General features: G+C 65.1%; 23 protein-coding genes and 1 tRNA gene. 12 read left to right on the plus strand and 12 right to left on the minus strand.

The annotated features are described in order from the left end of the window. Positions 1 to 52: 52 nt before the first annotated feature. Positions 53 to 967 (plus strand): pyridoxal 5'-phosphate synthase lyase subunit PdxS, encoded by a 915-nt coding sequence (gene pdxS, locus V9L17_RS17180; protein ID WP_337352266.1) that lies wholly within the window; start codon positions 53 to 55, stop codon positions 965 to 967. Between the two features lie 131 nt (positions 968 to 1,098). Continuing rightward, on the plus strand, positions 1,099 to 2,820 hold the full coding sequence (locus tag V9L17_RS17185) for an alkaline phosphatase D family protein (protein WP_337352267.1): 1,722 nt from the start codon (positions 1,099 to 1,101) through the stop codon (positions 2,818 to 2,820). Here V9L17_RS17185 and V9L17_RS17190 read toward each other — a convergent pair. The 3 genes from V9L17_RS17190 to V9L17_RS17200 form a co-directional block, all read right to left on the minus strand. Then, a complete protein-coding gene (locus V9L17_RS17190; protein WP_337352268.1) occupies positions 2,817 to 3,641 on the minus strand; it encodes a PhzF family phenazine biosynthesis protein in 825 nt (274 codons plus the stop codon). The genes V9L17_RS17185 and V9L17_RS17190 overlap by 4 nt on opposite strands. 81 nt (positions 3,642 to 3,722) lie before the next feature. Further along, positions 3,723 to 4,973 carry an NYN domain-containing protein gene (locus V9L17_RS17195; protein WP_337349169.1) on the minus strand — a complete coding sequence of 417 codons (1,251 nt, stop codon included), beginning with the start codon at positions 4,971 to 4,973 and terminating at the stop codon, positions 3,723 to 3,725. 110 nt (positions 4,974 to 5,083) lie between these two features. Beyond that, a complete protein-coding gene (locus V9L17_RS17200) occupies positions 5,084 to 5,296 on the minus strand; it encodes a hypothetical protein (RefSeq protein ID WP_337349175.1) in 213 nt (70 codons plus the stop codon). 394 nt (positions 5,297 to 5,690) lie between these two features. Here V9L17_RS17200 and V9L17_RS17205 point away from each other — a divergent pair, with 394 nt between their 5' ends. After that, on the plus strand, positions 5,691 to 5,954 hold the full coding sequence (locus V9L17_RS17205; RefSeq protein ID WP_337349168.1) for a hypothetical protein: 264 nt from the start codon (positions 5,691 to 5,693) through the stop codon (positions 5,952 to 5,954). Between the two features lie 75 nt (positions 5,955 to 6,029). On the opposite strand, the gene V9L17_RS17210 is transcribed toward V9L17_RS17205, so the two are convergent. From V9L17_RS17210 to V9L17_RS17235, 6 genes are all read right to left on the minus strand, one after another. Then, the gene (locus V9L17_RS17210; protein WP_337352269.1) at positions 6,030 to 8,519 is read right to left on the minus strand and encodes a glycoside hydrolase family 2 TIM barrel-domain containing protein; all 2,490 of its coding nucleotides are present in this window, start codon (positions 8,517 to 8,519) and stop codon (positions 6,030 to 6,032) included. 227 nt (positions 8,520 to 8,746) lie between these two features. Next, positions 8,747 to 9,043: a winged helix-turn-helix domain-containing protein gene (locus V9L17_RS17215; protein WP_337352270.1), complete on the minus strand. Its 297-nt coding sequence runs from the start codon at positions 9,041 to 9,043 to the stop codon at positions 8,747 to 8,749. Between the two features lie 13 nt (positions 9,044 to 9,056). Further along, entirely contained in the window at positions 9,057 to 10,367 is a 1,311-nt protein-coding gene (locus tag V9L17_RS17220) for a dicarboxylate/amino acid:cation symporter (protein WP_337352271.1), read from the minus strand. Positions 10,368 to 10,597: 230 nt separating this feature from the next. After that, on the minus strand, positions 10,598 to 12,043 hold the full coding sequence (locus V9L17_RS17225) for an aspartate ammonia-lyase (RefSeq protein ID WP_337352272.1): 1,446 nt from the start codon (positions 12,041 to 12,043) through the stop codon (positions 10,598 to 10,600). 120 nt (positions 12,044 to 12,163) lie between these two features. After that, positions 12,164 to 12,892, minus strand: coding sequence for a FadR/GntR family transcriptional regulator (locus V9L17_RS17230; RefSeq protein WP_337349163.1), 729 nt, complete (start codon positions 12,890 to 12,892; stop codon positions 12,164 to 12,166). A gap of 67 nt (positions 12,893 to 12,959) precedes the next feature. Next, positions 12,960 to 13,958 (minus strand): LacI family DNA-binding transcriptional regulator, encoded by a 999-nt coding sequence (locus tag V9L17_RS17235; RefSeq protein WP_337352273.1) that lies wholly within the window; start codon positions 13,956 to 13,958, stop codon positions 12,960 to 12,962. Between the two features lie 126 nt (positions 13,959 to 14,084). On the opposite strand from V9L17_RS17235, the gene V9L17_RS17240 reads away from it, so the two are divergent. From V9L17_RS17240 to V9L17_RS17250, 3 genes are all read left to right on the plus strand, one after another. Then, on the plus strand, positions 14,085 to 14,417 hold the full coding sequence (locus tag V9L17_RS17240; RefSeq protein ID WP_337349161.1) for an ArsR/SmtB family transcription factor: 333 nt from the start codon (positions 14,085 to 14,087) through the stop codon (positions 14,415 to 14,417). A 12-nt stretch (positions 14,418 to 14,429) separates the two neighbouring features. Further along, positions 14,430 to 14,927, plus strand: coding sequence for an SRPBCC family protein (locus V9L17_RS17245; RefSeq protein ID WP_337349160.1), 498 nt, complete (start codon positions 14,430 to 14,432; stop codon positions 14,925 to 14,927). 181 nt (positions 14,928 to 15,108) lie between these two features. Continuing rightward, positions 15,109 to 15,693: an adenylate kinase gene (locus V9L17_RS17250; RefSeq protein WP_337352311.1), complete on the plus strand. Its 585-nt coding sequence runs from the start codon at positions 15,109 to 15,111 to the stop codon at positions 15,691 to 15,693. A 63-nt stretch (positions 15,694 to 15,756) separates the two neighbouring features. On the opposite strand, the gene V9L17_RS17255 is transcribed toward V9L17_RS17250, so the two are convergent. Beyond that, the gene (locus V9L17_RS17255; protein ID WP_337352274.1) at positions 15,757 to 16,428 is read right to left on the minus strand and encodes a GntR family transcriptional regulator; all 672 of its coding nucleotides are present in this window, start codon (positions 16,426 to 16,428) and stop codon (positions 15,757 to 15,759) included. Positions 16,429 to 16,585: 157 nt separating this feature from the next. Here V9L17_RS17255 and V9L17_RS17260 point away from each other — a divergent pair, with 157 nt between their 5' ends. Next, positions 16,586 to 18,259, plus strand: coding sequence for an HNH endonuclease signature motif containing protein (locus tag V9L17_RS17260; RefSeq protein ID WP_337352275.1), 1,674 nt, complete (start codon positions 16,586 to 16,588; stop codon positions 18,257 to 18,259). A 50-nt stretch (positions 18,260 to 18,309) separates the two neighbouring features. On the opposite strand, the gene V9L17_RS17265 is transcribed toward V9L17_RS17260, so the two are convergent. Then, positions 18,310 to 18,383: transfer RNA gene (locus V9L17_RS17265), tRNA-Cys, on the minus strand. Positions 18,384 to 18,685: 302 nt separating this feature from the next. Between V9L17_RS17265 and V9L17_RS17270 the strand changes: the two genes are divergently transcribed. The 5 genes from V9L17_RS17270 (at position 18,686) to V9L17_RS17290 (ending at position 21,752) form a co-directional block, all read left to right on the plus strand. Then, positions 18,686 to 19,204 (plus strand): flavin reductase family protein, encoded by a 519-nt coding sequence (locus V9L17_RS17270; protein WP_337352276.1) that lies wholly within the window; start codon positions 18,686 to 18,688, stop codon positions 19,202 to 19,204. Continuing rightward, positions 19,201 to 19,512, plus strand: a complete 312-nt coding sequence (locus V9L17_RS17275) for a hypothetical protein (protein WP_337348809.1) — start codon at positions 19,201 to 19,203, stop codon at positions 19,510 to 19,512. Before V9L17_RS17270 ends, V9L17_RS17275 begins: the two co-directional genes overlap by 4 nt. Further along, positions 19,509 to 19,952 (plus strand): hypothetical protein, encoded by a 444-nt coding sequence (locus tag V9L17_RS17280; protein ID WP_337352277.1) that lies wholly within the window; start codon positions 19,509 to 19,511, stop codon positions 19,950 to 19,952. Before V9L17_RS17275 ends, V9L17_RS17280 begins: the two co-directional genes overlap by 4 nt. Before the next feature lie 456 nt (positions 19,953 to 20,408). Next, complete coding sequence (locus V9L17_RS17285; RefSeq protein WP_337352278.1) at positions 20,409 to 21,008, plus strand: J-domain-containing protein; 600 nt, start codon at positions 20,409 to 20,411, stop codon at positions 21,006 to 21,008. Between the two features lie 132 nt (positions 21,009 to 21,140). Next, positions 21,141 to 21,752 carry a PadR family transcriptional regulator gene (locus V9L17_RS17290; protein WP_337352279.1) on the plus strand — a complete coding sequence of 204 codons (612 nt, stop codon included), beginning with the start codon at positions 21,141 to 21,143 and terminating at the stop codon, positions 21,750 to 21,752. Between the two features lie 52 nt (positions 21,753 to 21,804). On the opposite strand, the gene V9L17_RS17295 is transcribed toward V9L17_RS17290, so the two are convergent. Further along, positions 21,805 to 22,344 carry a GNAT family N-acetyltransferase gene (locus V9L17_RS17295; protein WP_337352280.1) on the minus strand — a complete coding sequence of 180 codons (540 nt, stop codon included), beginning with the start codon at positions 22,342 to 22,344 and terminating at the stop codon, positions 21,805 to 21,807. Positions 22,345 to 22,374 lie beyond the last annotated feature (30 nt).

Genomic DNA, 22,374 nt, shown 5'->3' on the forward strand with positions numbered 1-22,374 from the left:
CCAATACTCGAATGCCTGGCTTCACAGGCGCCCTGTCTCTTTGGAGCAAGAAGTGACCCTAAAACGACTCCCTTACGAAAATGTCGCCGTCGCGGGCAGCAGCCGTGTGAAGCGCGGCATGGCTGAGATGCTCAAGGGCGGCGTCATCATGGACGTCGTCAACGTCGAGCAGGCCCGCATCGCCGAAGACGCCGGTGCCGTGGCAGTGATGGCGCTGGAACGCGTTCCGGCCGATATCCGTGCCCAGGGCGGCGTGTCCCGCATGTCCGATCCTGACATGATCGAGGCGATCATTGACGCCGTGTCCGTGCCGGTCATGGCCAAGGCCCGGATCGGCCACTTCGTCGAAGCCCAGATCCTGCAGTCCCTGGGCGTGGACTACATTGACGAGTCCGAGGTCCTGACCCCGGCCGACTACATCAACCACATCGACAAGTGGAACTTCACCGTTCCCTTCGTCTGTGGGGCCACGAACCTGGGTGAGGCGCTGCGCCGCATCAACGAGGGCGCGGCAATGATCCGGTCCAAGGGCGAGGCCGGCACCGGCGATGTCTCCAACGCCACCGGGCACATGCGCCAGATCCGCGCCGAAATCGCCAAGCTCGCTGCCCTGCCCGAGGACGAGCTCTACGTCGCGGCCAAAGAACTGCAGGCCCCGTACGAACTGGTCAAGGAAATCGCGACCACCGGCAAGCTTCCGGTGGTGCTCTTTACCGCCGGCGGCATCGCCACCCCGGCGGACGCGGCGATGATGATGCAGCTTGGCGCCGACGGCGTGTTCGTCGGCTCGGGCATCTTCAAGTCCGGCAACCCTGCCCAGCGCGCCGCCGCCGTCGTCAGGGCTACTGCCTACTATGACGACCCCGACGTCATCGCCAAGGTCTCCCGCGGGCTCGGCGAAGCCATGGTGGGCATCAACGTGGACGACATCCCGCAACCGCACCGCCTCGCAGAGCGCGGCTGGTAACGCTCCGTTCACGCGACGCCGGTCCCTCACCTCTTGGGTGGGGGACCGGCGTCGTGCTTTAACTTGAGTTTTATCCTCGGCTCCTGGCGGCCCGTATGGTTGGCGCGGTCCGGAACGGGTACAACTAAGGCATGACGACTTCCCTGGTGCTTGGTCCCATGATGCGGTACGTGGATGAGACCTCCGCCAGCATCTGGTTGGAGACCCGGAACGATTCCCGCGTCACCGTCCGGGCCGGCCATCGCAGCTGGGAGGCCCGCACCTTCGCCGTTCACGGCCACCACTACGTCCTGGTGGAGGCCGATGGGATTGAGCCAGGGTCCGTGCTTCCCTACACTGCTGAAATCGACGGCGTCCAAGTCTGGCCCGAGCCAGCATCCGGGTTTCCGCCCCCTGTGATCGCCACCTTGAAACCCGGCAAGCCACTGCGCATGGCCTACGGCTCCTGCCGCACCAGCGTCCCGCACGATGCGACCGGCAACCGGACGCACGGCGTCGACTCGCTCCGCGCCTACTCACTGGCGATGGCCTCCCGTGGAGGCGTGGCATGGCCGGACCTGGTGGTTTTCCTGGGCGACCAGGTGTACGCCGACCTGACGAGCGAGCAGATGCAGGATTTCATCCGGAGCCGCCGGGACATGGAGGAACCGCCGGGGGAGGAGCTGAAGGACTATGAGGAGTATGCCCACCTCTACAATCTCGCCTGGTCCGACCCGGCGAACAGGTGGCTGCTGTCCACCCTGCCCAGTGCCATGATCTTCGATGACCACGACATCCGCGACGACTGGAACGCGTCACTGAGCTGGAAGAAGGAAATGGAAGCCACCTCATGGTGGCATCAGCGGATTGTCGCCGGACTGGCCTCCTACTGGGTCTACCAGCACCTGGGCAACCTCTCGCCCCAGGAGCGGCTGGGCGATGCCATCTGGCAGCGGATCATCCGGCACCGGGATGAAGCCGAACTCGACCTCAGCGCCGACCTGGACAGTTTCGCGGACCGTGCCGATCAGGAGCCGGAATCCTACCGGTGGAGTTTCTGCCGGGACTTCGGAGACACCAGGCTGATCGTGGTTGACTCCCGTGCGGCCCGGAATCTGGCACCGGAGGACCGCGCCCTGCTCGATGGTGCGGAAATGGCCTGGCTTGACGGCCAGATGCGCGGCGGATTCCGTCATTTGCTGGTGGCTACGTCACTGCCTTTCCTGCTGCCGATGGGCCTGCACCACGTCGAGTCGTGGAATGAAGCTGTTTCCGAGGGCGCGTGGGGAAAGCGCCCTGCCCGGGCCGGTGAGAAGCTGCGCCAAGCGGTGGATCTCGAACACTGGGCCGCGTTCCAAAAAAGCTTCCGGGAGGTGGCTGCCATGGCGGCCGAGGTTGCCGATGGCGAGCGCGGTGCGTCCCCGGACACCGTCACATTCCTGTCCGGGGACGTGCACTTCTCCTACGTCGCGGAGGTTGAACGTTCCTCGGGCAGCCGGATCATGCAGGCGGTCTGTTCCCCGATCCGCAATCCCCTTCCCCGCCTGATGAGATACTTCGGGGCCATCATGGCGTACGGACTCGCCGCCCCGGTAGGGGCACTGGTAGCGCGATCAGCGCGCGTGCCGGAGCCGCCTTTCCGCTGGAAACGCGTCAAGGGGCCCTGGTTCAACAACAACCTTGCCAGCCTGGAGGTCGCGCCTGACGGCCTGAAACTGTGGTGGCAAACGGGGGTCGTGGAAGAAGGCGACGAACTGCACCCACGGCTCGAGACGGTGGCAGCCCTTACCGTGGCTCCCCGGAGCTCCCGGGATCGCGCGGCGGAAAGCGGACGAACATTGCCTAAAAGCCGCGTGCCGCCGGAGCGTGGCTAGGCCGCGAGCCAGACAGTGCCCTCGAGGTACCGCACGCACGTGCCGGAGAGCAGGGTGCGCTCCCCCTCCACACGGCAGAGCACAGTTCCGCCGCGGGCCGAGAGCTGGCGGGCAGAAAGGACGTTAGTGCCCAACCTGCCGGCCCACAGAGGTGCCAGTTGGGAGTGTGCCGAGCCGGTTACCGGGTCCTCGTCGATGCCCGCCCGGGCACCAAAGAACCGTGAGACGAAGTCGTGGCCGGTTCCGTCACCCGCAGCGGTGACGACGACGCCGCGAACCGGCAGCTTTGCAATGGCCCCAAAGTCGGGGGTCAGGGTGCGCACCGTCTCGGCATCCTTCACGATATGGATGAGGTCCGTTGCCAGGAAGGCCTCGAGTGCCCGAACGCCGAGGGCTTGGGCGACCGAGGGGTCCACGGCCACCGGTTGGGGCATTTCGGAAGGGAAGTCCAGGATGAAGCCGTCGCCGTCGCGCTCTACAAAAAGCCAGCCGCTGCGGCTCCAGAACTGCAGCCGCTTGGCGTCCGGGTGGACATCGGTGAAGAGGTACGACGCCGTGGCCAAGGTCGCGTGCCCGCAGAGGTCAACCTCAATGGCCGGCGTGAACCAGCGGAGGTGGTACGCGGGTTGCGAGGAGTCGAAGGGTGGGGCCTCAGCCGGGATCTCGGCAACAACGAAGGCTGTCTCGGAAAGGTTGTTCTCCTCGGCTAGCTGCTGAAGGACGTCGTCTTCCAGCCAGGCCTGCAGAGGCATCACGGCTGCCGGATTCCCTTCGAACAGCTGTGTGGCGAAGGCATCGATGTGGATCAGTGGTATATGCATGCCTCTCACCGTAATGGCAAACTGGACTGGAAAAACAGAGCCAGTTCGAGAAAGTGGCCTGCTGGGCGGCGACTCAAACCCTTAAACGCTCAGGAAGCCGCCGCTTGCCCAGCGCCGCAGCGCCTGCCGCTCGCCGTCGTCGAACTCCATCAGTGCCACCCGGCACAGCTCTTCGACGTCGTCGGTCCAGGCCGCTGCCAGCGCTTCCGCCGTGGCGGTCTCATCCAACTGGAAATTGACATAGCCCAGGCCCTGGATCACGAAGTTCACCGCGCCACGCGATACCGGCTGGCCTGCCGTGACACAGTCATCCCTGACCAGCCGGGAAAGGTCGCTGCGGTTGACGGGCTGCTCCTGAAGCCTTGCCGCCATCGCCTGGAACAACTGCCGGAACTGGGCTTCCGAGAGCGCGGGCACGTCGGTCACCCTCGTCACCCGCTCCTCGATGCCAGGCTCGGCCTCGGCTTCGACGGGCAGGTCGTCACTGGAGAACCGTTGCCCGTCCCACACCCAGCCGCCGCGTGAAGGCGAGTATTCAACGCCCTGGCCGATCTGCGCCACCCACGTCCCGAATTTCCCAAAGCCCCCCCAGTCAGTCTTCAGTGAAGGATCCACCGTGAGAGCCCTATGGGCGACCATGGCCCCCACAACCGGGCCGGGTGCGGTGCGGACGAGGTCGCAGACTTCCCGAATCGCGGCGGAAACGGGCTTGGATTTTGTTTTCGGCTTTGTCTTCGCCGCTCCTTGCGCCTCACGCTGGGGCTGGACAGAGGCCACGGCGTGGATGGGCTCCGCGGTGGTGCCGTTGAGGATCGCCACAAAGTCGTGGGACTCCACCACGCTGTCCGCCATCTCGCGGTACGCGAAGGCCACGGCGCCGGCGGCAATGACTGTGGTCAGCTTGTCGGCGGCTCGGAAACGCTGGATCAGGGACGTGAAATCGGCGTCGGCCGAAGCGATGAAGAACTCATCGATTTCGCTGACACCCGTCAGTGTGTCCATCGCGTCCAGTACGAGGTTGATATCCGTGCTGCTCTTGCCCCGCTGCGTCAGCGACGGGCAGTCGATGACCCGAAAGCCCGCCCGGGTCCAATAGGTGCGGTACTTCGAGAACGCCACTGGGTTCAGGTAGCAGTTGCGGATGAGGAAGCGGCGCGAATCCTCTCCAGGTCCGCCGGCGGACAGCGCATCAGCCCAGTGCTTGGGGTCTTCGGCAAACCTCCTCGCCGCCTGCGGATCCAGTGCCTGCAGGCCCAGGTAGACGTTGTCGAAATCGACAAACATGGCTGCCCGGAGCCCTGGCCGGCGGGTGGTGGTGCGTGCCTCATCCATTGGCTTAGTGTGCCAGCAATTTGCGGCACTGTGGCGTTTTTGGGGGACATCAGGCTTAACGCAAGAGGTCGACGGCGGGTGGTCCCGCCGTCGACCCCTGTAATGGGTTCCTAGCGAGTGACTTCCTCGAACGTGGCTCCCTGCGGAACGTTGCGGCTCAGGCCAACCGTGAAGGTGTTGGGTCCGCTGCGGGTGACGGCGATTCCGCATTTGGCGGCCTTGGCGCGGGGAGTCAGGTCCTGGACGGCGGCGTCGATGGTGTGATCGATGGCCGAGCGGTCCCAGATTTTCAGCGTTACGGAATCAGTGGTTTCAAACATCATTGTCAGTACTTTCACTCATGCAGTCGACGGCCCCACGTCGTTGTTTGGAGCCGCATCCTCGTCGGTGAGGATTGCTGGTTCAGGTAGGCGGGAAACGAATTCCCTCATTCATGGTTCACGGTTGCAAGAGGGGTTGACAACCGAAATGCCCAAAGTGTGACCGATTACACGCCCGCCATGGACGCAAAAATTCAACGGCGGTAATCTTTCCCAAGGGCACGCCGAACCGGTGCCCTGTCTGCAAAGGCGCCGCCGTAGCGGCGGGCGCCGCGTTTCGGCCCACGCCCTGGGGGCAACGGTCAGGCCATCCTGCGCCGAGCCGGCGAAGCCGCGGCCCGGCCGCACAAACTGCCACACATCCTTTGATGGAAACCGATCTTTCCAGGGGCAAACAATGAACACTTACGTCCGTCGATTCGCCATGTTGTCCGCAGCGACGCTTGTCGCCCTCACGATGGGGCTGCCGGCAGCACAGGCAGCCAACCACCACGCCAGTTGCGTAGGGCTCATCGTCTCCGCGGAGGCCACCGCCGGTGTGCTCGACGTCAACACCTACAAGGCCATCGCCGAAGCTGGCGGGTTCGCTACATTCGGGGAGTTCGTCAAAGGCGGAGCGCAAATCCACCTCGGCTCCGCGGAGGCCTGCTTCCCGCAGTAGGCCCCCCATGGAGATTGACGACGGCGGGAATATCCCGCCGTCGTCCCGTTCCGGTTTGCCTTGTGGCCCGGTTTCTCAGGCGAGGGCGCCCACCTCGTTGCCGAGGACGGCGGCTTCGCCGGCGTCAGCTGCGGAGGCAAGCAGGCTGACGGTGACGGGCTCAAATCCATCTGCGCTGACGTGCACGGTAATCGCGCCCGCCATCGTGGGCCGGACGACGGCGAGCAGCCGGCCGTCGAATGACGTGTGGCTCGTCCCGGTGTAGGTTTCGGTTGTGTCGGGCCGGGCGCTGCCCAGCCCCTGCAGCACGCCGGCGCCCTCCACCATCACAGCGACTCGACGTTCAACGTTCGTGGCCAGCGTGCCGTTGGCATCACGGAACTCGATGGCCACATAGCTGAGGTCCGAGTGATCGGCGTGCAGCTCGGTGCGGTCGGCATTGGCGGTCAGGCAGACATCCGCGGTGGCCGTGCAAAGCGTAGTGCGGCCCTGCTCGGCACCGCCGACGTAGCCGACTGCCACCAGTTCGCCGGGCTCATATGTGAGCTCGAAGTGCGCCCGGAACCGGTGGTCCGGTCCGGCAGGGACGCGGCCCACGGGGCTTCCGTTCAGGAGCAGCTCCACCTCGTCGGCGTCGCTGTAGACCTCCACCTTGACGGGTGAGCCCGCCGGGACATCCCAGCTCCAGCTGGAGATGCTGTCCGTCCACGTCCAGGGGCCCATGCCGTGTTCGCGGGCGTAGTTCCCGGGGCGCTGGACGGCAATGTAGGGCTCGTGGCGCAGCCCAAAGACCGTCTGGCGGTAGTAGGAGGCGGGCCGGCGGTAGCCGGTGATGTCGATGTCACCGCACCAGGCCAGCAGCCACGGATACGGCGCTCCCAATGCGGGTGCCCCCTCGCTCTCATCGGTGTACTGCACCCGGCCGATGCCTGCTTCGCCGAGGTAGTCCCAGCCGGTCCAGGTGAAGTCGCCGATCACGTGCGGGTTTTCCTCCACAAGCTTCCAGAGGACGTCGATGCGATCCGGGAATGTTTCGGTTCCAACGATGATCCTGTTGGGGAAGAGTTCCTTGTCCTGGACATAGCGCCCGTCGCCGTAGTTGATGCCGGCAACATCCACCGCCGCGTGCGATTCCGCGGTCCGTTCCGAGACGAGGGCAGAGGCGCTGATGCGGCCCATCGCTTCGCCGGCCTCGCTCATCATGGCGTTAACGCCCTGGCTGTCGTCTCCTGCTCCAGCCCGCTTCATCATCTCCGCAGCATCCGCGATGACCGATACGAAACCGTTGATGCCGTTGGTGGTGTACCGGGTGGGATCGAGGGACCTGATCTTCTCGGCGATCCGGCGTCCCCAGCCGGAGCCCAGTCCGCTGCCGGTTTCCGGGATCTCGTTGCCGATGGAGTAGAGCACCACGGACGGGTGGTTGAAGTCTTTGGCCACCATGGCCTCGACGTCGCGTTCCCACCATTCGGGGAAGGATAGCGAGTAATCGAAGGAGGACTTTCCTTCGGTCCACACGTCGAAGGTTTCGTCCATGACCAGCATGCCGTGCTTGTCGCAGGCGTCCAGCATCGCCTGGCTGACAGGGTTGTGGGCGCTCCGGATGGAGTTGAAGCCGGCCTCCTTGAGCAGCTGGATCCGGCGCTCCTCCGCGCGGGCGATAGTGGCCGCGCCGAGGACGCCGTTGTCGTGGTGGATGCAGGCGCCGCGCAGTTTGACGGTCTCGCCGTTGATCTGGAGGCCGTTGAACGGGTCAAGCTGGAGGGACCGGATGCCGAAGATGGTGGTGTCTTCCTGCAGCACCTCCAGGACGTCGCGCAGTTTGGTCCGCGCCGAATAAAGATGCGGGCTGTCCACGCCCCACAGTTTCGGTTCGGTGACGTAGAGGCGTTGGCGGACGACGGCGGTGCTGCCCGCCTTCAGCGTCACGGGGGCGGAGCCGACGGCGACCACCTTGCCATCGCCGTCGTGCAGTTCCGTTCCCACCGTCACGGTGGCGGTAGACAGTCCCTCGTTCTCGACGGTGGTTGCGACGTCGATGACGGCACGCCCGGCCGTGATGTCCGGCGTCGCGATCCGGACCCCGTTAGGGGCCAGGTGCACCAGTTCGGTCACTGACAGGAAAGTGTCCCGGTAGATGCCGGCGCCGGAGTACCAGCGTGAGTCCTGGTGGACGCGCGCATCAACGCGGATGGTGTTGGGCTGGCCGTACTTCAGGAATGGGTCCAGCCGGATGTTGAACGTGGAGTAGCCGAAGGGGCGCTGGCCGGCGAAGTCCCCGTTGACGAAGACCATCGCATCCCGGTAAACGCCCTGAAACTCGAGGGCGATGCGCTTTCCCCGGTAGTCCTCGGGCACGTCGAAAGTCTTGGAGTACTCGAAGGTGCCGTCAGGGAAGTAGCCGGTGTGCGAACCCTGGGCGGAATCGGCCGAACGCGGCAGCCCGATCAGCGCATCGTGCGGCAGCGTGACGGGCTGCGGCGGGGCGAGGGGGCCCGAAAACTCAGCGAAGAGGCTGACCTTCGGCCGTACGGCCCATCCTGCATTGAACGAAGCGCGGGTCATCGGTTTCTCCCTTGTAAGCGATGTGGGTCCAGCCCGCGGGAAGCAGGTGGCGGTCCAAAGTCTGTTTCGGTGATTCCTGGATTTAGTATCACGTGTCAATGAAGGAGATCATTGATTGGTATCACGTGTCAACCATCCGGAAAAAGAGTCTGGCGTTTCGGGACATACCTCCGGCGGTCCCCAAATGCAGATGAGCCGCCAGCAACCGCTGGCAGCTCATCTGGGGTCTAGGTGGACGTCTTGTCCGCAACCCGGTTTCCCGGGACCAGCGCGTAAAAGGGCGTGCAGCCCTCCCGGGTCCCGGGGGAGATGTTGGAACGGACGATTGCTGCGCGTTCCAGCGCAGCCAGGTGGTACCTGACGCAGTTCCGCGAAGCCGTGACTGCGGCGCTGATATCGGCCACCTTGCTGGCCCCGTTGCTCGCAAGGTAGTCGATGATGAGGGATCTGACCGTGGTGCGCCGCCCATCGTTGCTGCTGTCGGCGGGGCGTACCAGTGTTCGGGTCTGAACTTCGAGGGACATGTGCCGCAGCCTTTCAGCGAACTGTCGCGTGCTCGCGTTCCTGGTGCTCTGCCGCCGTATCGGTGGGAGGGGCGCCGTCGGCGTATGCCGCCGTCGTGCTTTCCACGAGTGCGGATTCCCGATCATGGGTCCGGCCGATCACCGCGGTGGCGATCGCGTTGCCCAGGATGTTGGTGGCCGTGCGGCCCATGTCCAGGAGCTGGTCGATCACCAGCAGGACGCCGATGCCTGCTGCGGGAATGCCAAAGGCAGGCACGACGGCGGCAACCACCACGAGTGAGCCGCGCGGCACACCGGCCATCCCCTTGCTGCTGAGCAGCAGCATAGCGGTCATCGCGATCTGCTGGCCCAGGTCCATGTCGATGCCGTAGGCGTTGATCAGGAAGACCGACGCGAACGTCATGTACATCATGGAACCGTCCACGTTGAAGGAGTAGCCCAGGGGCAGCACAAAGCCGGTAGTGCGCTTCTCGATGCCAAACCTGGTGAGGCCCTCGATGAGCTTAGGCAGGGCGGCCTCGCTGCTGGAGGTGGCGAAGGCGATGACCATCGGTTCGCGAACAATGCGGACCAGCCGGAAGGCGGCCTTACCCAGGAAGGCGACTGCCACGGCGATCATGACTACCCAGAGTGCGGAGAGCGACACGTAGAAGCCGCCGATGAACGACGCGTACGTGGCGAAAGCGTCCAGGCCCTCGGCGGTGAAGGCCGCTGCGATACCGGCGAAGACACCCACCGGGGCCGCCTTCATCACGTAGCCGGTGACCTTGAGCATGACGCCCATCAGTTCATCGATGGCATCCGCGATCGAGGAGCGGCCCTTCTTCCGGAGGTTCAGCAGGGCGATGCCAAAGAGCGCGCCGAACACCAGGATCTGCAGGGGGTTGTTGGCCGTCAGGGCCGCGAAGACGCTCGTCGGGATGATGTTGGTGACGAACTCCGCGTAATCGAGGGTCTTCGTTTCCATCCCAGCATCGCCGCCCGCCACGAGGTTGAGGCCGTCGCCCACATTGAGCACGTGCGCGGTGATGAAACCGAAGGCGCCCACCAGGACGGAGGCGGAGAGGAACCAGATCATCGATCGGCCGAAGAGCTTCCCCACACCGGCGGACTTGGCAGCGCCGGCGATGCCGGAGACCAGGGTGGCGAAGATCAGCGGGGCGATGATCATCTTGATCAGGTTCAGGAACATGTGGGTCACGGTGTCCAGGACAGACACCACCGATTCGCGGGTTGCGTCCGGCAGTAGCCAGTGGAACACCAGCCCGGTGATGATTCCGATAACGAGTGCTGCCAGGATCCACATGGTTGATTTGTTTTTCATGATCACTCCTTGGGTGAGGCCGGGCTGGTGGCCCGGTAGCGGAACGGCCTTCATCATTGAGTGCCGCTTTCTCTCTGGCCGGTCCGGGAATCTGGGCACGTCGGTGTGCCCCTGCTCCCTGGATAGGCGGGGTTGAAGGTGTGCGGGGGTAGTTTGTCTAGCCGGGCCCGCGGGTCAGGGGGCGGTTGATGGGCCCGCGACCGCTGGGTTCCCTGGCCGAGCTTGCGAGGTTAGGGGGCGGTTGGGGACTCTTTGCTCAGGTTGGCGAGGCGTTCGGGGCTGAGGAGTTCCAGGAGTTGGGTGTGGGTGAGGAGGCCGTGTTCGAGGACGAGTTCGGCGACGCCTTTGCCGGTGGCAAGGGCTTCCTGGGCGATCGCTGTGGCGGTGGCGTAGCCGAGGTGGGGGTTCAGGGCGGTGACCAGGCCGATGGATTGTTCGACGGTTCGGCGGAGGTGATCGGTGTTGGCGGTGATGCCGCGGATGCAGCGTGCGGTGAGGGTGCGGCTGGCTGCTTCCAGGTGCGAGATGCTCTTGTGGAGGCTGTGGACGATGATGGGTTCGAAGGCGTTGAGCTGGAGCTGCCCGGCTTCGGCGGCCATCGTGATGGTGACGTCGTTGCCGATTACCTCGTAGGCCACCTGGGAGACCACTTCCGGGATGACCGGGTTGATCTTGCCGGGCATGATCGAGGAGCCGGACTGCACGGCCGGGAGGTTGATTTCGCCGAAACCGGCGCGGGGGCCGGAGGAGAGCAGGCGCAGGTCGTTGCAGATTTTGGAGAGCTTCACGGCGACGCGTTTGAGGACTCCGGAGAGGTGGACGAAGGCGCCGACGTCCTGGGTGGCTTCGATCAGGTCCGGCGCGGTGAGCAGCGGCAGGCCGGTGATGTGGGCCAGGTGCCGGCAGGCGGTTTCGGCGTAGCCGGCGGGGGCGTTCAGGCCGGTGCCGATGGCGGTGGCGCCAAGGTTGATCTCATGGATAAGGAGCTCGGCTTCGGCGAGGCGCAGACGGTCTTCGCCGATAGTGACGGCGTACGTACCGAATTCCTGGCCCAGGGTCATCGGGACGGCGTCCTGGAGCTGGGTGCGGCCCATCTTGACGACAGTGCGGAATTCCAGGGCCTTTGAGGCGCAAGCTTCCTCGAGTTCGGCGAGGGCGTCGAGCAGTTCCCGGGCGGCGAAAATAGTGCCCAGTTTCACCGCGGTGGGGTAGACGTCGTTGGTGGACTGGGAGAGGTTCACGTGGTCGTTGGGGTGAAGGCGTGTGTAGTCGCCTTTGGGGTGGCCAAGGATCTCCAGGGCGCGGTTGGCGATGACCTCGTTGGCGTTCATGTTCGAGGAGGTGCCGGCGCCGCCTTGGATGACGTCGACGACGAACTGGTCGGCCAGGTGCCCGTTCATCACGTCCGTGCAGGCGGCTTCGATGGCTGTGGCCCGTTCGGTGTCGAGGAGGCCAAGTTCGTGGTTGGTGCGGGCGGCTGCAAGTTTGACGGCGGCAAGGCCGCGGACCAGGTGCATGTTGGAGGACAGCGGCTGGCCGGTGATGGGGAAGTTTTCGACGGCGCGAAGGGTGTGGACGCCCCAGTAGGCGGTGGCGGGGACATCGCGATCACCGAGGAGATCGTGCTCGGAGCGGGTCTCCGGAAGGGCATCAAGGGTGGGCAGGTCGGTGGTCATGGGGTCCTCACAGGGCTTCGTTGACGGGCGTGGACGGCATGCTGGGAGCCGTTTTGGGGCGTAGTTGATGGCACCGCGGGATGGCGGAGGCATGGGTGGACTGCGGAATAGCGGGCGTATTTAGCCGGTACGGCCTGCCCCGGTGGGACCACCGCCCGGGACGATGGTGCCGAGGGCACACTCCACCCCGTGCAGGTGCATGGTCATCGCTTGGGACGCATCCTCGGCGGAGCCGCGCTCAATGGCCTCGAAGATTCGGGCGTGTTCATCGCCTGATTCCTTGCGCCGGTCGGCAACGAGGTTGAGGGTGTTGGACTGGTTCGCCATCGCCTCACAGATGTCCGAGAGGAATGATTCGAAGACGCCGTTGCCGCTGGACCGGGCGATGGTGACATGGAACTCGGTGTTAAGCTGCACCCACTGTTGCAGGTTCTCAGCTTCCGACATTTCGCGGAGAATTTCCCGGAGGGCTTCCAGGTCCTCGTTGGTGCGGCGTTGGGCGGCCAGGCCTGCGGCCGGAACCTCTACATGGGGGCGGGCCTCAACGAGGGCGCTGGCGGAGTACTTGCCGAGCTTGAGGTCCTGGGCCACTTTGTCGGCGATGACAAAGGTGCCCTTGCCGGTGTGGGTGGCGGTCAGTCCGAGGGCCGTGCAGGAACGCAGGGCCTCGCGGACCATGGTCCGGCTGACTCCGTACTGCTTGGCCAGGGATGCCTCTGAGTCCAACCGCGTACCGACAGGGATTTTGCCGGCTTCGATGGCACCGCGGAGCGAAGCAAAAACCGCTTCGGCCGCACCGACGCGTACCACCCGGTCTTGTCTAGCTGTCCAGCTGTCCAACAGGTCCATGTAACGAGCATGTCACTAGTAACACCGCATGTCAACGCACCGCCGGAGTGTTGCCGAAAATGAGGCCTCAGGTGGTCTCGCCCTGGATGATTCTGACCATCGGCCGCGGGTCATGCACCTGCTGCGTTGCCTCTTTCTGGTGCAGCTCAGCCAGGTCTGCCGCGATCTGCTCCATGAGTGCGTCGTCCTGCATGAGCACAGTTGTCAGTCGGGGGGAGACGAGCTGTCCCACCTCCGTCGCATCCACGCCAACCACCGAGAGATCGCCCGGGGTCTTGAGCCCGAGAGCCCGGCCGGCGGCCAGAACGGCGATGGCAACGTCGTCGTTGTAGCAGCCAATTCCCATCGGCGTGCCCTGCGCTGCGAAGGCTTCGAGGGCCGCCTTCGCCCCTGTCAGCTTGAGTGGAATGTCCAGCCGTTCCGGCGTTGGCAGTCCCCGGGCGCGCACCGCAGCTTTCATCCCCGCATAACGTGGCGGCCCGAAGGGGTCCTGCCGTTCGTCAACCAAGGCGGCGAAGGCCAGTCGGCGGGGTCCGTCGCGAAGCAGTTCCTCCGCCATGGCCCTCCCCACGAGGAAGTTGAGGTCCCCTTCAGGTTCCCGTGACTGCCTGTACCGCGGAATGGCCACCGCTCCGGTCGCCTCCAGCGTTTCGCGGTCTTCGGGGGACAGGACTCCAATGTCCACCACGGCCACCGGCCGGAAGTGCAGGATGGCGGCAAGGGTTTCCGCCGCATCGCGCCCGGCGAAGCGCACCACCACGCTCAGGCCGTGGCGGGCCGCCTGGGCGCTGACGCTGTCCACGAGATCCTGCAAGTTCGTGCCGAAAGTCGCGTTGGGTATGAGTATCACAAGGATGTCGCTGCGTCCGGTCACCAGGGCTCGTCCGGCGGGCGACGGTTTGTACTGAAGCTCAGCTGCGGCCTTGAGCACCTTTTGCTGGGTCTGCTCCGGGAAGCGGGAACCTTGGCCGTTCAGCACGTGGCTGACCGTGGCGCGGGAAACCCCGGCCCTCTTGGCGACATCAAAGCTGGTGGGTCGCTTGTTGGGTTTCGTCTCCGCGGTCACAGTCCGATCATCGCATAGATCCCATTGACACGTGATACCCCGACATGCAGCTGCCGGAGCCAGGTTCCGCCAAGGAACAAAAATATCCGTTGACACCCCTCAGCGGCCGGCGTATCGTACAACCAAATGGTTGTAGATCAGATGAGTGATGCCGACGTCGACCGCCTCTTCCAGGCGTTCGCGGACGCCACCCGCCGGGACATTGTCCGCAGGGTCACGGTGGCGGAGTATTCGGTGTCCGGCCTCGCGGCCCTCTACGCCATGAGTTTCGCCGCCGTCCAAAAGCATGTGGCGGTGTTGGAGCGCGCTTCCCTGGTCACCAAGGAGAAGCGCGGAAGGGAGCAGATCGTGCGGGGCAATCACGAAGGTTTGGCGAAGGCCCGCCGGCTGCTGGACGAGTACGAGACGATCTGGCGGCAGCGTGCCGAACGGATCGCGGACATCCTGGCTGAAGGATAGGAAGGTACGGCCATGCCTGTTATCAGTTCCACCACCAATCTCGAGGCACTCAGCCTCACCCTCGTTGCCGAGTTCGATGCCGCCGTCAAGCGCGTCTGGCAGATCTGGGAAGACCCCCGGCAGCTCGAGCGCTGGTGGGGGCCTCCTGGCTACCCCGCTACGTTCGAGGGCTTTGATTTCCAGCCCGGCGGGAAGGCCAGCTATTACATGACCACTCCTGAAGGGGAGAAGCCCAGAGGATGGTGGAAATTCACCGCCATCGACGCGCCCCGGAAGCTCGAGTTCGATGACGGTTTTGCCGACGACTCCGGCGCTCCGGTGGATGCCTTGGGAAGCGCCCATGCCAGCGTGGACCTCGAAGACATCGGCGGCCGCACGCGGATGACCATCATGTCCACCTTCGAATCCGAAGAGCAGATGGAAGAAATGATCAAGATGGGCATGGAGGAAGGCATGAAGGAGGCAGCCGGCCAGATCGATGCCGTGCTCGCCGAGCACGCCCGGACCTGACCGCCCACTGCGCCAGGACTACCGGTAACAGCACAAAAGGAAAGAGTACGACGGCGGGTGCGTCCCGCCGTCGTACTCTGCTCTCAGGTGCCGATGCAGCCCGTTCGCAACCTTTGGATCCGTAGCATCGGGCCAGGACGACGACGTCCCATAACCCAGTGAGGGGTACTGAATGACGAGAATGCTGATTATCGGGCCGCCCGGTTCGGGCAAGGGAACGCAGGCCGAAAGGATCTCCGAGCGCCTCGGTGTTGCCGCGATCTCCACCGGAGATATCTTCCGCGCCCACGTCAAGGGCGGGACCCCGCTCGGGGTCGAGGCTATGAAGTACATGGACAATGGCGATTTCGTACCGGACACCGTCACCAACGAAATGGTCCGAAACCGCCTTTGCCAGGACGACGTCGGGAGCGGCTTCCTACTGGACGGCTACCCGCGCACATCCGATCAGGTGGACTACCTCGACGGGCTCCTGGCCGCCCGCGAGCAGGAACTGGGCGTAGTGCTCCAGCTGACGGCCGACGACGAGGAGCTTGTCCGCCGACTCCTCTTCCGGGCCAAGGAAGCCGGCCGGAGCGACGACAACGAAACCGTCATCCGCCACCGGCTGGACCTGTATCACCAGCAGACCGAAGCTGTGGTGGCCAGGTATGCCGGACGCGGGATCCTGGCCCAGGTGGACGGAATTGGCGGAATCGACGAGGTTACGGACAGGATCCTTGGCGCCTTGGCGAAAATGCTTGGCGTGCCCGTCAACGGACGGTAAGCAACGGCAACTGCAAGAACACACGGCTGAAGGACGACGGCGGGACTTCCCGCCGTCGTCCTCTTACGTCAGGCGGGCGACGCTCCGCCGTATGGGCCGACGTACTGCGCCGTCGGAAAAGAGCTCCGGAGTTTTCTCCTGGATGCGCTGAACGTCCTCGAAGACGCCCCGCAGGTGGAGGCGCAATGAGCTGTCCGCATCCGTCAGGTTGTTGGCTTCCAGCGCGTCCACCACGGCCGTATGCTGCTCAATCAACGTGGCCACAGGCCTGGTATCCAGTAGGCTCAAGCGCCGCGCGCGGTCCAGGTGGGCCTTGGCTGAGTTGACGGCTGCCCAGGCGGACTCATGACCCGCCTGTCGCAGGAGTTCGCGGTGGAAGTCCTCGTCCAGGCGGAAGAATTCCTCGACATCTCCGCTGGCTTCTGCATCTGACTGGCTCCGCAGTATTTCGCGGAGGCCCGCGAGGCCGGCCGCATCCACGGCAACGTCCTTGAGGGACGCGCATTCGATGGCCTCCCGGACGAACTGGGCCTCCGAGACCCGTCCAAGATCCACCAGCGAGACGAATGAGCCGATTTGGGGGAAGACCTGAACCAGCCCTTCCTCCCGGAGGAGTATGAGGCTTTCCCGCACCGGAGTCCGGCTCACGCCCAGTTCCTGCGCCAGTTCATTCTCTGAGAGCGGCTCACCCGGAGGGAGCGCTGGCTTTCCCTCGTTTTTTCCCCTCCGTTTCATTCTTCATCGCCTGCAAAGGAGCAACTGATGAGCGCAAGCATCGCGCCGGCGGCCCGGCCGGAAACAGTCCCGAGGTTCGGGTAGCGGGGCCGGGAGGTTATCCACATAGGCGATGTGCTGTGGTGTTCTTGTTGGCGCCTCGCTGGATGATGGGGGTATGGGGATCCCGGGTGTTGACGAGGCGGTTGAGGCTTTCGAGGCTGCTGCTGCGGAGTTTGCTGCCTGTATGCGCCGGGGGCTGGGTGGCCGCGGTTCCCAGACGGGTTTCCAGACGGGTTCCGGGGGTGGTGATCCTTTGCGGGGGCAGGCGGATGCTTGCTTGGACGGGCTGGGCGGTTCGGTCCGGGTGGACGCGATGGTGGCGGCGTTCAGGGTGCGCCTGGCCGCCGCGTACGCGGGAAAGGCTGCGGCCCTGGACGGCCCGGTCAGGAGCCCTGGGGAGCACACGGCCCAGGAGATGGGTGTGGTGTCCGAGGTCGCGTGTGCGCTGACGGTGAGTGAACGCTCGGCCTCGGCGCTGTTGGCGCAGGCCCATGAGCTGACCACTGCCTTGCCGCTGACGCTGGCTGCGCTGCAGTCCGGGGATCTGTCGTGGCAGCACGCGCGGGTCATGGTCGATGAAACCACCGGCCTGGATGCGGCCGGGGCGGCGGCGTTGGAGGCCCGTTTCCTGGGCCCGGACGTTCCGGACCGGGCCCGGGAGTGCCCGGCCGGTGACCTGGTCCCGTCCCGGTTCCGGCACAAGGCCAGGACCTGGCGGGAACGGCACCATCCGGTGAGTATCGAAAAGCGCCACGCCAGGAGTGTGTTGGACCGGCGGCTGGAGTACGTCCCGGACCGGGACGGCATGGCCTGGCTTTCGGCTTACCTGCCCGCGGACCGGGCAGCCGGGATCTGGAACGGCATCACCGCCACCGCCCGCACCCTCCAGGGCCCGGCCGAGACCCGCACCATGACCCAGCTCCGCGCCGACATCGCCGCCCAACTGCTCCTCAGCGGTGGATTCCCCACGGGCAGCCCCGCCGAGGCCCGCACAGACACAGCAGCTGGCAACAGCGCCGGCACCAGCAGTGTGAGCGTCAATAGTGGCGGGGCCCGCAGCACCAGCGACGGCACCAAAACGAGTACCGGCTTCAGCGACGGAACTGCCCCCAGCTCCAGTGATGTCGTGGCTGGTGGCGTTCCGGCCGCCGACTCGGCCACCGCCAGTGATGTCATGACGGGCCGGGTCCCGTTACCGGCGGCGCAGGTCCTCGTGACCGTGCCGGTGTTCGCGCTGATGGGCCTCACCGACGAACCAGCCACCCTCGACGGGTACGGGCCGATCCCGGCGTCGATGGCCCGCAACCTGGTCGCCGACGGCGCCGGCTCGTTCCACCGCGTCCTGACCGACCCCCGCAACGGGGCGCCGCTGGAGATCGGCCGCCAAAGCTACCGGATCCCCGCCGCGATGCGCCAATGGCTCCGGCTCCGGGACGGCAAATGCCCCTTCCCCGGCTGCAACAACCAGTCCCTGGACAACGAAGCAGACCACCTCCTGGCCTGGGCCGACGGCGGCACCACCGGCATCAGCAACCTCGGCCAGCCCTGCCCCAAACACCACCGGCTGAAACACACCACCGCCTGGACACCCACCGAAGCCAGCATCGACAAACCACCCGGCTGGACCTCACCCACCGGACGCCACTACCAAAGCGAACACCAAGACTGGGAACCACCCCAATGGCCACCCCGCATCATGGACGAACTGGCGCGCCACGAACCAGATCCGTCACCAGTTGACGGCAGGCTGCCCGGCGATGCTCTCCCTGATGACGCGCTGCGTCTGTGACCCTTTGCTGGACTGCCGGCAGCCACCTGAGATCCGCGCGGCTTGCGGAGTGGACGTGATGGCGGGATTCGAACCCGCGTCAGCGGTTTTGCAGACCGCTCCCTGGCCTCTCGGGCACATCACGTAGCAGTAGCTTAAGCACCAGCCGCGGCATTGTCCCGCTCTGTTAACCAATCCTGCGGACGATTGCGGTGTACGACGTTTGGCGTCGCTCGATGAACCGGCCACCGCTGACTGACGCGATGGGGCCCGAATCCGCAACGGTGGTGAACGCACTGGTCAAGGCAGTGTTTCCAGGCTTTTTCGTTACCCCATGCTTCGGGCCGTGAAGCCAGGTTTCTCTGCGCGTCGGTGCGTTTCACCTGTGGTTGAAAGGGTCGTGGACGGGTGGTTGGTTTGGATTATCGGCCTTGAAAGGAAAAGAACATGACGGAACATTTTGATCTCAGCCCCCAGCGCCTGCGTCACGTCCTGGGCCACTTTGCCTCCGGTTTGACGGTGATCACCGCGGTGACGGACAACGGCCCGGCCGGCTTCACTTGCCAGTCCTTCTCCTCCCTCTCCCTGGATCCGGCGTTGGTTACTTTCAGCCCCGCCCGCAGTTCCGGCACCTGGCCGCAACTCCGGAAAGCCGGACGGTTCACGGTGAACATCCTGCCCGCCGGGCACCAGCACCTCGCCGCCCAGTTCGCCCGGTCCGGAACCGACAGGTTTGCCGGCGTCGACTACACCGCCTCGCCGCTGGGCAGTCCGGTGCTGGATCAGGCCCTCGCATGGGTGGATTGCGAACTGCATGATGAATACGACGGCGGTGACCACACCATCGTGGTGGGCGCGGTGCGCGCACTCGGTGCCAGGGATGGCGCAGAGCCGCTGCTCTTCTTCAAGGGCGGCTACTTCGAGGGCGTGCCGTCCCGGGCCAAGTTGCTGGAGAGCGTTGCATGACGCCGGTCAAGTCAGGCTCCCGCAGGCGGGGCCGGCGCCCGCTCCAGCGGGATCCTGCCGACGGGCCGGGTGCTGGCCTCCACTATGACGCCGTTCAGGACCACGCCGTCCAGGACTGGTCCGCGATCGGGGTGGGGTCGACCGTCAGGGTCACACCTCCGGCGGGCATGCCCTACTTCGGCCGGGTTGACGCCAAAACGCCCGACTCCGAAATTGTCTGGGTGCTTAGCCTCGAAGGATCCGGCCGCCAAATGCACGGCAACCTAGACGGGGTCAGCCTGCTTCCTGCCGCGAGGTGGCCGTTGTGATCGGGGCACTCACCCGCAGGATCCAAGTGAGCTGCGGAGACGAACTGTCCCTGCTTCGCCGGCAGATGTACGCACTCGCCAGGCAGGTCATCCACGAGGGTGCGGTGGACAGCGCCGCCACAGCAATGGCCCGCAAGCCCTCTTGCGTGAACCACGGCGTCAGCGTGGACGTGGTGTGCTTCGCCCTCCGTCCTACCAACGAGGATGCCACGTTCATGATCTCGGTGGCGATGCACGTGCATCCCGACCGCCGGTCCGGGGATGTGTACTGGGAGGAAGCCGACGCCTGGGCGCAGGCCGTCGCCGGCCATGAATGGTTCAGGGTGGAGCCACGCGGCCGGCTGGAAAACCCCGACAGCCGGGTCTTCCACTACGCACTGACCGAGACCGAGCATGATGCCGAGCTGGCGTCGTCCTGGATTCGGCAGCCCACAGCTTGAGCACTGCAGGACCAGTTCCTGCACGCCCAGGCCCCGGGCGCTTTCCTCGACCTTCTTCAGCGCCTGCTGAACCAGGGCTTTCCGCCGGAAATCGGAGATGGAAAACGCGTAAGACCTCCCAATAGCCCGGGTTCCGCGTCCATCTGCCCACGCAGCCCTGCTGCCACGGGTGGTCCAACCGGTCTGGACCTAACTCACGCTCTGTCGCGGGACGCGAATCGCATGCCAGCGTTCCTTTGACAGCCACTGTAGGAGCAGCCATAGGCGCGAGCCCAGCTGGTCAGGCAAAGCTGTCACGGGGTGAAACCAGGCGTCAGCGGGTGCGATGCGCGGTCACGAACGGCAACAAAAAGCTCCATCAGGTCTCGATGATGATGAATTAGCCCGTTGAAACCGAATGCGGACACTTGAATACTGGAAGTCAGGAGCGGCGCAGTTCAGGGGCGGTGACGGGACATGGGTGAAGCTGACAACGCCTTCAGGCGGCGGCTGGAACGCGGTGCGGAGCTGCGTTCCTACCGGGGCGCGGGCATTAGCGCCGAGGAAGAGGTACAACTGGAGGCCGCTGAGGAAAACGAGCGGCAAAAACGACGCAAGGTTGACGACGCCAAGCGGGTGGAGTACCTCATCCGCGACGCCATGGCCCAAGGCAAGTTCGACAACCTCAAGTACTCGGGCAAGCCGATTCCCGGCCTGGGCGAGGCCTACGATCCAGACTGGTGGGTCAAGGGCCTGATCCAGCGCGAGAACATCAGTGGCCTGGGGCCCAAGGCCATCCTGCTGCGCACCGAGGACGCCGAACTGGATGACCGCCTGGATGCCCAGTTCACCGAAAAGCAGGTCCGGGACATCCTGAAGGACTTCAACGCCCGTGTCGTCGACGCCCGGCGGCAGCTGCAGGGCGGCCCGCCCGTCGTCACCAAGACCCGGGACATCGACGTCGAAGTGGCGCGCTGGCACCAGCGCCGCACCGCCCGCGCCAAGGCCGCCAGCCCTGAGCCGCAGCCGGAAGCGAGGCGCACGTGGTGGCAGCGGCTGTGGAACGGCACCGGTTAGCGGGATAACGACGGCGGCACCTTGCCGCCGTCGTCGGCTATTGCCAAGCGATACTCAGCGATATATCGTTAAGTATCGCTCGCCGGTGTGGTGGGCGACTGGAATCTCCACAACCGGAAGGACAATGCCGCTATGAAAGGCATGTACGAAGACAACAAATATGCAGAGAATGAGCCGCACCGCGGACGCTTCGGACGCGGGCACGGCCGCCGCGGACCGCATGGCCACGGCGGCGGTGGCTTCGGGCCGCGCGGCTTCGGGCCCCGAGGTTTCGGCCCGGGCTTTGGGCCGGGGTTCGGACCGGGCGGTCCCAGGCGGGCCAACAGGGGTGATGTCAGAGCAGCCATCCTGTCCCTCCTGGCGGAGGCGCCGTCGAACGGGTACGGGCTGATCAAGACGATCGCCGAAAAGACCTCCGGCGCGTGGCGCCCCAGCCCGGGCTCGGTCTATCCCACCCTTCAGCAGTTGGTTGACGAGGAACTCATCAGCCCTGTTGGCGAGGGCCGTCGTACCGAATTCGCGCTTACCGACGCAGGCCGGGAGTATGTGGCAGAGAACAGTGAGGAACTGGACAACGCCTGGAACGCCGCCGGAGACGCCACGGGACCGGCTTTTCACGAGAGCATCGGAAAACTCATGGGGGTCATCCACCAGTTCCGCGGCGCCACCGAGGAGCAACGCACTGCCGCCATCGAAAAGCTCGATGAAACCCGGCGGGCGCTTTACCTCATCCTCGCTGACTGAAGCATCTGCTGAAACACCCGACAGTATCTGTTGAAATGCACGACGACGGCGGCTACGGCTGCGGGGCAGTCGCCTCGAAAAGCTCGCAGAGCGAGTTGTAGTACCGGGGGGTCTGCCCCAGATGCCGCATACCGATCCTGATGCAGACTTTCTGGGAGGCAGCATTGGCCGGCGCCGTCACCGCCACCACCCGCCTGAGTCCGCTGGCAAAGGCGAAGTTCAGGGCAGCGGCCGCTGCCTCGGTCGCGAAACCGTGGCCCCAATGGTCGGGATGGAAGTGCCAGCCGATTTCCGTATCGCCGGACGGCTGCAGCGGCAGGGAAGGCCCGGACGCGGGGATGGATTTCAGGAGCAGGTTTCCCGCCAGCTGGCCGGACCCCTTGAGTTGCACAACCCAGACCGCGTGCACTGGGTGGTCCATCTGCCGCCAGTCCCGTATCCGCCCCTCTGCCTCGGCCCGCCCGGCCATCACGCGGGGAGGATTGCCGATGAACCGCTGCACTTCCCAGCGGGAGTACAGGTCGAAGGCGAAGTCAGCGTCCTCCGGCTCCCACGGTCGCAAGATCAGCCGGTTGGTCTCAATGGTTGGCATTGGATCATTTTCGCACCCTCGCTTGCGACC

The sequence above is a fragment of the Pseudarthrobacter sp. CCNWLW207 genome (assembly GCF_037203945.1).
GTDB lineage: Bacteria > Actinomycetota > Actinomycetes > Actinomycetales > Micrococcaceae > Arthrobacter.

What these genes read in the sequence shown, in the direction of transcription:
- V9L17_RS17295 (WP_337352280.1), bottom strand. Translation starts at nt 22,344, where the DNA reads ATGCCAACCATTGAGACCAACCGGCTGATCTTGCGACCGTGGGAGCCG.
- V9L17_RS17250 (WP_337352311.1), top strand. Translation starts at nt 15,109, where the DNA reads ATGCTGATTATCGGGCCGCCCGGTTCGGGCAAGGGAACGCAGGCCGAA.
- V9L17_RS17275 (WP_337348809.1), top strand. Translation starts at nt 19,201, where the DNA reads ATGACGCCGGTCAAGTCAGGCTCCCGCAGGCGGGGCCGGCGCCCGCTC.
- V9L17_RS17260 (WP_337352275.1), top strand. Translation starts at nt 16,586, where the DNA reads ATGGGGATCCCGGGTGTTGACGAGGCGGTTGAGGCTTTCGAGGCTGCT.
- V9L17_RS17185 (WP_337352267.1), top strand. Translation starts at nt 1,099, where the DNA reads ATGACGACTTCCCTGGTGCTTGGTCCCATGATGCGGTACGTGGATGAG.
- V9L17_RS17195 (WP_337349169.1), bottom strand. Translation starts at nt 4,973, where the DNA reads ATGGATGAGGCACGCACCACCACCCGCCGGCCAGGGCTCCGGGCAGCC.
- V9L17_RS17215 (WP_337352270.1), bottom strand. Translation starts at nt 9,043, where the DNA reads ATGTCCCTCGAAGTTCAGACCCGAACACTGGTACGCCCCGCCGACAGC.
- V9L17_RS17255 (WP_337352274.1), bottom strand. Translation starts at nt 16,428, where the DNA reads ATGAAACGGAGGGGAAAAAACGAGGGAAAGCCAGCGCTCCCTCCGGGT.
- V9L17_RS17205 (WP_337349168.1), top strand. Translation starts at nt 5,691, where the DNA reads ATGAACACTTACGTCCGTCGATTCGCCATGTTGTCCGCAGCGACGCTT.
- V9L17_RS17290 (WP_337352279.1), top strand. Translation starts at nt 21,141, where the DNA reads ATGAAAGGCATGTACGAAGACAACAAATATGCAGAGAATGAGCCGCAC.
- V9L17_RS17220 (WP_337352271.1), bottom strand. Translation starts at nt 10,367, where the DNA reads ATGAAAAACAAATCAACCATGTGGATCCTGGCAGCACTCGTTATCGGA.
- V9L17_RS17270 (WP_337352276.1), top strand. Translation starts at nt 18,686, where the DNA reads ATGACGGAACATTTTGATCTCAGCCCCCAGCGCCTGCGTCACGTCCTG.
- V9L17_RS17230 (WP_337349163.1), bottom strand. Translation starts at nt 12,892, where the DNA reads ATGGACCTGTTGGACAGCTGGACAGCTAGACAAGACCGGGTGGTACGC.
- V9L17_RS17285 (WP_337352278.1), top strand. Translation starts at nt 20,409, where the DNA reads ATGGGTGAAGCTGACAACGCCTTCAGGCGGCGGCTGGAACGCGGTGCG.
- V9L17_RS17210 (WP_337352269.1), bottom strand. Translation starts at nt 8,519, where the DNA reads ATGACCCGCGCTTCGTTCAATGCAGGATGGGCCGTACGGCCGAAGGTC.
- V9L17_RS17200 (WP_337349175.1), bottom strand. Translation starts at nt 5,296, where the DNA reads ATGATGTTTGAAACCACTGATTCCGTAACGCTGAAAATCTGGGACCGC.
- V9L17_RS17190 (WP_337352268.1), bottom strand. Translation starts at nt 3,641, where the DNA reads ATGCATATACCACTGATCCACATCGATGCCTTCGCCACACAGCTGTTC.
- V9L17_RS17245 (WP_337349160.1), top strand. Translation starts at nt 14,430, where the DNA reads ATGCCTGTTATCAGTTCCACCACCAATCTCGAGGCACTCAGCCTCACC.
- V9L17_RS17225 (WP_337352272.1), bottom strand. Translation starts at nt 12,043, where the DNA reads ATGACCACCGACCTGCCCACCCTTGATGCCCTTCCGGAGACCCGCTCC.
- V9L17_RS17240 (WP_337349161.1), top strand. Translation starts at nt 14,085, where the DNA reads ATGGTTGTAGATCAGATGAGTGATGCCGACGTCGACCGCCTCTTCCAG.